Origin of the sequence: Paenarthrobacter sp. NPDC091669, assembly GCF_044756725.1 — a bacterium.
Lineage (GTDB): Bacteria > Actinomycetota > Actinomycetes > Actinomycetales > Micrococcaceae > Arthrobacter > Arthrobacter bambusae_C.
Map to the genome: position 1 here is coordinate 226,312 of NZ_JBIVTK010000009.1, position 8,629 is coordinate 234,940.

Consider the following 8,629-nt stretch of genomic DNA (forward strand, 5'->3'; position numbering starts at 1 on the left):
GGTCAGCCTTTCACTGAGCCGGCGGTGAGGCCGCTGACGATGTACTTCTGCAGGAAGAGGAACAGCGCCATGACCGGGATCGCGGCGATCACGGCGCCGGCGGCGAAGACGCCCCAGTTCTCGGAACGCTGCTGCGCCACGTAGGAGTAAAGTCCGACGGCGAGTGTCTGGCTGTCGGGGTCGGTCAGCACTACGCTGGCGATCACGAATTCGCTGGAGATACCGATAAACGCCAGCAGCCCCACTACCGCGAGGATGGGAGTCACCAGGCGCAGGATGATGCCGAAGAAGATCTGCACGTGGCTGGCGCCGTCGATCTTGGCGGCCTCGTCCAATGACTGCGGGACCGTGTTGAAGAACCCATACATCAGATAGGTGTTCACCCCCAGCGCGCCGCCGAGGTACACCATGATCAGGCCCAGCTGGCTGCCCAGTCCCAGCGCGGGGATCACCTGGGAGATACCGCTCAGGAGAAGGAAGATGGCGACGACGGCCAGCAGTTGCGGGAACATCTGCAGCAGCAGGAGGGTCAACAGTCCCATCCGGCGGCCCTTGAAGCGCATGCGGGAGAACGCGTAGGCGGCCATGGCACCGAGGAAAACGGTAGCGGCGGAGGTGACGGTTCCTACAACCAGGGTGTTCACGAACCACCGTCCGAAGGGCCTGGTGGGGTCGCTGAAGAGAGCCACGAAGTTACCGGTATCGAATCTGGTGAACAGCCCGTTGGAACCTACCAGGGTGCCGTTGGAATCCAGGGCAGCGGACAGCACATAGAGGAGCGGGAAAACGGCGAAGATGGTGGTGACGATGCCTACAAGATGCCGCCAGCCTTTGTCTTTGAACCAGGCCCCGAACGGGCGGCGTTTTGTGGGAGTCAACGGTGGGGTGCCGCCGTCGGACGCTGTTTCCTTGGTGTCGGCGAGTGTGCGTACGCTCATCAGTTCACGTCCTCGAGTGCTTTGGTCTGTTTGAAGCTGATGGCCGAGATGGTGGCCACGATGATGAAGATGATGATCGCGAGTGCGCTGGCAAGGCCGTAGTCCCGTCCGGTTCCTTGGCCGAACGCCACTTTGTAGACCAGGGTGATCAGAATGTCGGTGGATCCGATGTCCCGGTCCGTGTCCGCGAACCGCGGTCCACCGCCTGTCAGCATGTAGATGACGTTGAAGTTGTTGAAGTTGAAGGCGAAGGAAGAGATCAGCAAAGGCGCTACGGATACCAGCAGAAGTGGCAACTTGATGGAGCGGAATACCCGCCAGGCAGAAGCACCATCCATGCGTGCGGCCTCGTCAATTTCTGAGGGCAATGACTGCAGGGCGCCGGTGCAGACCAGGAACATGTACGGGAAGCCGAGCCACACATTGACCACCAGCACGCTGATCTTGGCCAGGACGGGGTCCGTCAACCAACCGATGTTGGCGCCGCCCAACAGTGTCTGATTCAGCCAGCCGAACTCGGGGTTCAGGATTCCGGACCACACCAGGCCGGACAGGAATGCGGGGAAGGCGTACGGCAGGATCATCAGGATCCGGTAGGCCTTTTTGCCACGAAGGTCCTCGCGGTTGAACGTGATGGCCAGGAACAGTCCCATCACGAAGGTCAATGCGACTGATGCGATGGAGAACGTGAACGTCCACAGGATGACGCCCACGAGCGGTCCGCGGAGGCTGGGATCTGTGAAGGCCCGGACGAAGTTGTCCATGCCGACATCGATCTTCCAGCCGGTTGCCAGGGTCTCGCCGTTGGCGTCGGCGAAGGCGCCCTTGCCGTTGTCGCGGTATTCCTTGCCGGTCTCCGTGTCCGTGAACGTGTCCTTGGAGGCGTCATAGTTGAGCGCCGGCTTGAATTGGTAGGCCGTACTACCGTCCGCAGTGCGGAGCGTTCCATCTGCGGGGTTATCGGACACTGGAACAGTGATCTTGAGAATCTCCTGCTGGTTGGCCACGATCTCCTGGAACGTCAGCGTCTGGTAGCCCGGCAGGGAGGTGGCCTTGCCGGTGGAGTCTTTGCCGGCGTCCGGAACCTCGGTGAGGGGCTGCCCGGTGCTGCCTACCTGGGCCTTCCCGGCCGGATCGGTGAACAACAAGGAGAACCCGTCGTCCTTGGTGAGGACCGCCGCCTTGTACGCCGGGGAATCCGGGACCCGCTGCTGGGCCGTCAGCTGGATGGCCGAAATGGCATCCTCTTTGGTGCTGTTGTGTCCGTCGCCGTAGTTGGTGAAGGCGATATAACCGCTGAACACCACCACCAGAACCTGGAAGACCAGCAGGAACAGCACCCCGGGAGCCAGATACTTGGCCGGGAGCCCTCCTTTGCGGAGATAGATCCAGTTGATGGCCAGGACCACCAGCCCCGATACTGCCAGCGCCGCCCACGACTGGCTGAGGAAAAGCATCATCAGGACGTACACCGCGAAGGCGTCAACAAGTCCCAGCAGGACCACCTTCAGGAGGGTGCCCTTGACGGAGTCCGGGTGGCGTAGGGGCTTTGTTGGGCGCGCCGGATTGGCTGGGCGGGTGCCGCTCGGGAGGGTGACGTTGCTGGAAGACCCAGCCGGGGTCGGCTTGCCTTGGGTAGCGGGCAGGTCGCGGACATCTGGTTTTGGCATTGTGGGTCCTTGGGTGAAGCGGTAGGCGGCAGGCAGGACCGGGCGGTGGGGTGCCGCCCGGTCCGGGGCAGACCGGTGGAGTCAGCCGGTCGCGGTGTTAGCCGCCGATCTTGGACTTGATGCTGGCGGCCATCTTGGTCCACGCCTCGGCGGGATCGCCTTGGCCCTTGATGATGGCGAGCTCAGTAGCTCCCCAGTCAGCCCAGACCGCACTCATTTCCGGAATGGCGGGCATGGGAATGCCGGTGGAGCCGATCTTGCCGAAGGCCTCAACAACGGGATCGCTGGCGGCCTTGTCGAACGACGCCTTGAGGGCCGGGGGACGTCCGCCTGCCGCGTACATGGAGTCCTGGGCCGACTCGGACGTGAGGTAGTTGGTGACGAACTCATTGGTGGCCAGCGCGTTGGCGCTCTTGGCGCTGATGAAGAAGCCGTTGACGCCGATGAACGGCTGGGCAGGCTCGCCGCCCGCGGTGGGCAGCTCATCGACGGCGAACTTGATGCCCTTCTTCTGGACATCCGGAACGTTCCACGGTCCTGTCAGGAAGTAAGGGGATTCACCGGCCAGGAACTTCTCCTTGGCAATGTCTGCCGTGATGTTGGAGTTGATGATCTTCTCACCGGCATCGCCCCAGGCGGCCAGCTTCTTGGCGAATTCGACGCCGGCAGCGTCGCCAATGAGGAGCTGCTTGGCGTCGTAACCGCCGTCGGCATTCTTGCCAAAGACCTGTGAGCCCATGGAAGACTGCAGTGGGTACAGGTGGTAGGGATCGCCCTGTTTCGGGTCCATGCCCACCAGGAACGGGAAAGTGGCTTTGCCGTCGGCCACGGCCTTCTTGCCGTTGGCCACTACCTCGTCCAAGGTGGACGCCTTGCTGTCCACAATGCTGGTGTTGCGCAGGAGGGCAATGTTCTCGATCGCGTAGGGAACGCCGTAGACGGCCCCGTTGTACGTCATCGCCTTGATGGAGGAGTCCTGGAACTGGCCTGCCTTGTCACCCAACTCCACGGGTGCGATCACACCGTTCTGGACAAACTTTCCAATCCAGTCATGAGGTCCAACAATCAGGTCCGGTCCCTGACCGGTGGGAACCTGGGTGATGAAGTCGTCACGTACGGCTGCGAAGTCCTTGACCACCAGCTTCACTTCGACGCCGGTATCAGACTTGAACTTCTCGGTGATGTCCTTCAGGGCCGGGGAGCGCTCAGCATCCACCCACATGGTGATGACGCCTGCACCTGCAGCCTTGAGGTCCTGTTTTGTCGCTTCTGCACTGGGCGCTGTGGAGGCGCTTCCACCGCAGGCGCTCAGTGCCAGAGCTGCGGCCAAGGAGATCGCCCCGGTGGCGAAAACCCGCCGGGTGGTTTGAGTCGCGAGGGTATTGTGCACCTTCATTGGTGTCCCTTTCGTTCTTTTCTTCGTCGACGGCAAGGGCTGCAGGCCCACTACGACGCCGGTGATATGGCTCACAACTGCAAGCGCTTCCACACACTACAGGGCGGCATGCGAATTTGAAAAGCCCAGCCCCCGTTCTCATTGCAAAGACAGCACCCTTAGGACTGGAAACGTTTACACTTTTGCGATTTCTCTTCTACGATGTGTTCATGTCCGTTGATTCATTGCTCTCGGTTGCGACCCATGAGCCCACTGCAGCCTTCACGCATCTGACCCCGATCCACGATGCGTCCACGGCGCATGGTTGGTGGCGTTCCGCTGTGATTTACCAGATCTATCCGCGCTCCTTCCGGGACCTCAACGGCGACGGCGTAGGAGACTTGGCGGGCATCACCGCTGAACTTCCGCAATTGGCAGCGTTGGGCGTCGACGCCGTTTGGCTGTCGCCGTTCTACCGTTCACCCCAGCGGGATGCGGGGTATGACGTCAGCGACTACTGCGACGTCGATCCCCTGTTCGGCACCTTGGCCGACTTCGACGCCCTCATTGCCGAAGCCAACAGGCTCAACCTGCGCGTCATCGCGGACCTCGTGCCCAATCATTGCTCCGACCAGCACATCGCCTTCCAAGCAGCGCTGACTGCGGGTGCCGGCAGCGTGGAGCGGGACATGTTCATCTTCCGCGAAGGCCAAGGGCACGACGGCAGCGAGCCGCCCAACAACTGGCAGTCGCATTTCGGCGGTCCGGCGTGGACGCGCATCATCGAGCCCAATGGACAGCCCGGTCAATGGTTCCTGCACCTCTTCGATTCCTCGCAGCCGGACTTCAACTGGGATAACCCGGCCGTCCACGCTGAGTTCGAACGCGTCCTCCGCTTCTGGCTGGACCGCGGCATCTCAGGCTTCCGGGTGGACGTAGCCCACGCCCTGGTCAAGGCAGCCGGCCTGCCCAACTGGGGCGGCCGCGCCGACGGCAACAGCTCCGATGGCTTCCCCGGCCAGGACGCTCCGATGTTCGGCCAGCCTGCCCTCCACGACATCTACCGCCGCTGGCGTTCCATCCTGGAAGAGTACGGCCCGGACCGCATCCTCTGCGCAGAAGCCAATGTGGATCCGCTCCCCCGGCTGGCGCAGTGGGTCCGCCCTGATGAAATGCACCAGGCCTTCAACTTTCCGTACCTGCACGCCGGCCTGGACGTACACCGGCTGCGCCACAACATCACCGACTCCCTGGTCTCCCTCGACGCCGTGGGCGCCCCCAGCACGTGGGTACTGTCCAACCACGATGTCGTCCGGCACGTCTCACGCTTCGGGTACGACGGACCTGGTCCCCGCGACGGAGACGGCATCGGCCCCGACGACGCGCAGCCCAACGAAGAACTCGGACGACGCCGGGCTGCCGCGGCTACCATGTTCATGCTCGGCCTCCCTGGTGGCGCATACCTCTACCAAGGCGAAGAACTGGGCCTGCCCGATTCCTCCAGCATTCCCGGCAGCATGCGCCAGGATCCCACCTTCGCCCGCACCGGCGGAGCCCGGATCGGCCGCGACGGTTGCCGCGTACCGCTCCCTTGGCGTTCGTCCGAACCCCACTCCGGGTTCGGTAGCGGCGTGGACCCCTGGTTGCCGCAGCCCGAGTCCTGGCCCACGCTGGCGAGAGACCTGCAGGAGTCCGATCCGGCGTCGCACCTTAACCTGTACCGGGCCATGCTCGCTGAACGCGCCACGCTCCGGCTCGGCCAAGGTTCACTGGCCTGGGTCGAGGACTACTGCACCGGGTCCTCCCTGGCGTACCTGAACGGCAACACCCTGGTGATCATGAACGCAGGCTCCGATCCCCTGCCGCTTCCGGCCGGCCGCACCATCCTGCGCAGCGCCCCCTCAGCAGGCGCTGATCAACCAGGCGCTGATCAACTAGGCTCAGGGGAGACAATCTGGCTGACAGTCAGCTGATTTTTCACCTAGGAGCGGCATGACGGGCATCAAGGACGTAGCCGAGCGAGCAGGGCTGTCCGTTGCCACTGTGTCACGGGCGCTGAGCGGCAAAGGCAATGTATCGCCCACCAGCCGGGAGCGTGCCCGCGCCGCAGCATCAGAGCTGGGGTTCGTGCTGTCCTACCATGCCTCCAGCCTGGCCTCCGGTCGCACGCACAACGTTGGCTTGGTGGTGCCCTCGGTCCACCGCTGGTTCTTCTCAGCGGTGATCGAGGGCGCGTCGGCCGCGCTGCTCGAGGCCGGGTACGACCTCACCTTGTACAACATCGGGGAAAACCCCGAGCACCGGCACAGCGTGTTCAACGACTTCCTGTTGCGCAAGCGGGTGGACGCGGTGATCGCGGTATCGCTGGAACTGAGCGAAGCCGAAATCCAGCAGCTCCACGCCATGCACCGTCCGATCGTCGGAATTGGCGGGCCCTTACCCGGAGCGTCAACCATCAGGATCGACGACTCCGCGATCGCGCGAAAGGCCACCAACCACCTGCTCGGCCTGGGGCACACCAAGATCGCGCACATCACCGGCAATGAGGCCTACGACCAGGACTTCCATCTTCCCGGAACGCGTCGGAGCGGATTCGAAGAAGCAATGAACGACGCCGGCTGCCCTGTCCGGCCCGAATGGATCGTTTCCGCGGACTTCACCATCGAAGGCGCGTACGCTGCGGCACGGCAGTTGCTGGCCAGCGCACCGGACAGGCCATCCGCCGTCTTCGCCGCCTCCGATGAAATGGCCATCGGCACCATCCTCGCGGCCCGGGACTTCGGGCTCCGCATTCCGGATGATCTTTCCGTCATGGGAATCGACGGCCATGACTTGGGCAATGTCCTGGGCCTGACCACCATCGACCAGGATGCCAAGGGCCAAGGAGCGCTGGCCGTCCGCACACTCCTGGGTGCGATCACCAAGGGCCTCGTCCTGGAACCTGCCGATACCGAACACCCCACTCAACTGGTGGTGCGCTCCAGTACCGCGGTGCCCAAAGCCGGTACCTTCTAGGGATCCGGTGCTTTGTACGTGGCCCGCTATGACAGCCGGCGCTCCATGGTGAGCTCAAGCTTGGACGTGTCCTGCGGATAAGGCCTGCTGGCACCTGTGGTCTCGAAGCCGTGACGCCGGTAGAACGCCAGTGCCCTTGAGTTGTCCTCATGCACCCCAAGCTGGATGCTCCCGGCAGTGAGCTCTTCCGAGGCCGCTTTGCATGCCTCATTGAGGAGTTCGTCGGCCAGTCCAAGCCCCCGGTGCCCGGGTGCCACGTAGACGCTGAGCAGCATGGCCTGCAGCGGCTTCTCCGTGCTCTGGTGGTCCTTCACCACCACACGCATCAAGCCGCAGAATGTGCTGCCGTCCTGGCCAGCATCCGCAACCAACGTGAAGCTGCTGTCCCCGGACATTGCAGCGGCACGCTCCTGCCACTGCGTCTCGGTCTGTCGGCGGGCCGCCTCCAGACTCTCCACGTAAGCCATAGGTGTGTCTTTGAGCATCTCCAGCCGGACCTCACGCAGCAAACGCCAATCACTGGGTTGGAGCCGGCGGATCCTAGGCAATGGCTCCACCCATGAACCTCACATAGCATGCCAGCACGCGGGGCCAGCCCTCAGCGTAGGATGCCCTGGACGCAGCGGGATCCTCGGCACCTTCCCACCCATCGTGGATCAGGCGCACCTCCGTACCCTCATCCACGGCACCAAAGACAACCCGGATCTCGGTGGACCACAACGGCGTTCCAGCCGGGTACCAGGCGGCGTGGAAAGACAGCGGAGGCTGCCAATCATCAATAGTGCCCCACACCGACGTACGGCCGTCCTCGGCGGTTTCAAGAATCAGGTTCTCTTCGAACTCCACATGTGATCCTTCGCCGTACACGCTCTCTTGCTCCAGTGGCCACCAGAGGTGTGGATGATCTGTGAAGCCCTGGAAGGCGTGCGAAACGTTCGTGGGCACCACAACAGTGACGATGAGCGGCTGCAGTGCATCGCCGCCCTGCTGTGAGGGTTCGGGGTCAGAGGCCGAGTGGCTGAAGAGGTTTTCCATGACCACCAACTCTACCGGTGGGCGAAGGCAAACAGCCGGGCCAAGGAGGGCGCTGTTGGGCAAGGACGGTGCTTAAAAAGCGAAGAGCCCCGACCTGTGGTCGGGGCTCTCCTGAAATTATGTCCGGCGGTGTCCTACTCTCCCACACCCTCCCGGGTGCAGTACCATCGGCGCTGTGGGTCTTAGCTTCCGGGTTCGGAATGGGACCGGGCGTTTCCCCCACGCTATGACCGCCGTAACTCTGTTACCCGTCCCAACCCTGTGGTGTTTGCCGTGGGGTGGGTGGGAAGTTTTTGGTTACAACTGTGGTGTTGTTATGTAGTTGTTGTTGGTTCCTGGAACGGTGTTGTTGTTCGGGAACCACATAGTGGACGCGTGCAGTGTGTTTGTGTGGTGTAAGTTGTTGGCCTATTAGTACCGGTCAGCTTCACGAGTCTTTAGTCCTCGCTTCCACATCCGGCCTATCAACCCAGTGGTCTGGCTGGGGGCCTCTCACACATAACTGTGTATGGAAATCTCATCTTGAAGCGAGCTTCCCGCTTAGATGCTTTCAGCGGTTATCCCATCCGAACGTAGCTAATCAGCGATGCACTTGG

Annotated in this window: 7 protein-coding genes and 2 rRNA genes; 2 read left to right on the forward strand and 7 right to left on the reverse strand. The window is 62.6% G+C overall.

Features of this window, described 5'->3' with window-relative positions; all coding sequences use genetic code 11:
* Positions 1 to 2: 2 nt before the first annotated feature.
* The 3 genes from ACIQLI_RS16560 to ACIQLI_RS16570 all read right to left on the reverse strand — a co-directional run bounded on the left by ACIQLI_RS16560 (position 3) and on the right by ACIQLI_RS16570 (position 4,004).
* The gene (locus tag ACIQLI_RS16560) at positions 3 to 938 is read right to left on the reverse strand and encodes a sugar ABC transporter permease (RefSeq protein WP_354231150.1); all 936 of its coding nucleotides are present in this window, start codon (positions 936 to 938) and stop codon (positions 3 to 5) included.
* A complete protein-coding gene (locus ACIQLI_RS16565; protein ID WP_400390337.1) occupies positions 938 to 2,608 on the reverse strand; it encodes an ABC transporter permease subunit in 1,671 nt (556 codons plus the stop codon). Before ACIQLI_RS16565 ends, ACIQLI_RS16560 begins: the two co-directional genes overlap by 1 nt.
* Positions 2,609 to 2,705: 97 nt before the next feature.
* Positions 2,706 to 4,004, reverse strand: a complete 1,299-nt coding sequence (locus tag ACIQLI_RS16570) for an extracellular solute-binding protein (RefSeq protein ID WP_400390339.1) — start codon at positions 4,002 to 4,004, stop codon at positions 2,706 to 2,708.
* A 209-nt stretch (positions 4,005 to 4,213) separates the two neighbouring features.
* Here ACIQLI_RS16570 and ACIQLI_RS16575 point away from each other — a divergent pair, with 209 nt between their 5' ends.
* Positions 4,214 to 5,956, forward strand: coding sequence for a glycoside hydrolase family 13 protein (locus ACIQLI_RS16575; RefSeq protein WP_400390341.1), 1,743 nt, complete (start codon positions 4,214 to 4,216; stop codon positions 5,954 to 5,956).
* Positions 5,957 to 5,975: 19 nt separating this feature from the next.
* On the forward strand, positions 5,976 to 6,998 hold the full coding sequence (locus tag ACIQLI_RS16580; protein ID WP_400390343.1) for a LacI family DNA-binding transcriptional regulator: 1,023 nt from the start codon (positions 5,976 to 5,978) through the stop codon (positions 6,996 to 6,998).
* Positions 6,999 to 7,024: 26 nt separating this feature from the next.
* On the opposite strand, the gene ACIQLI_RS16585 is transcribed toward ACIQLI_RS16580, so the two are convergent.
* From ACIQLI_RS16585 to ACIQLI_RS16600, 4 genes are all read right to left on the reverse strand, one after another.
* Entirely contained in the window at positions 7,025 to 7,555 is a 531-nt protein-coding gene (locus ACIQLI_RS16585; RefSeq protein WP_354231160.1) for an N-acetyltransferase, read from the reverse strand.
* Positions 7,539 to 8,033: a hypothetical protein gene (locus ACIQLI_RS16590; protein WP_400390345.1), complete on the reverse strand. Its 495-nt coding sequence runs from the start codon at positions 8,031 to 8,033 to the stop codon at positions 7,539 to 7,541. The genes ACIQLI_RS16585 and ACIQLI_RS16590 overlap by 17 nt, the downstream gene beginning before the upstream one ends.
* Before the next feature lie 121 nt (positions 8,034 to 8,154).
* A 5S ribosomal RNA gene (rrf, locus tag ACIQLI_RS16595) occupies positions 8,155 to 8,271 on the reverse strand.
* 152 nt (positions 8,272 to 8,423) lie between these two features.
* Positions 8,424 to 8,629: ribosomal RNA gene (locus tag ACIQLI_RS16600) — 23S ribosomal RNA — on the reverse strand; the annotation flags it as partial.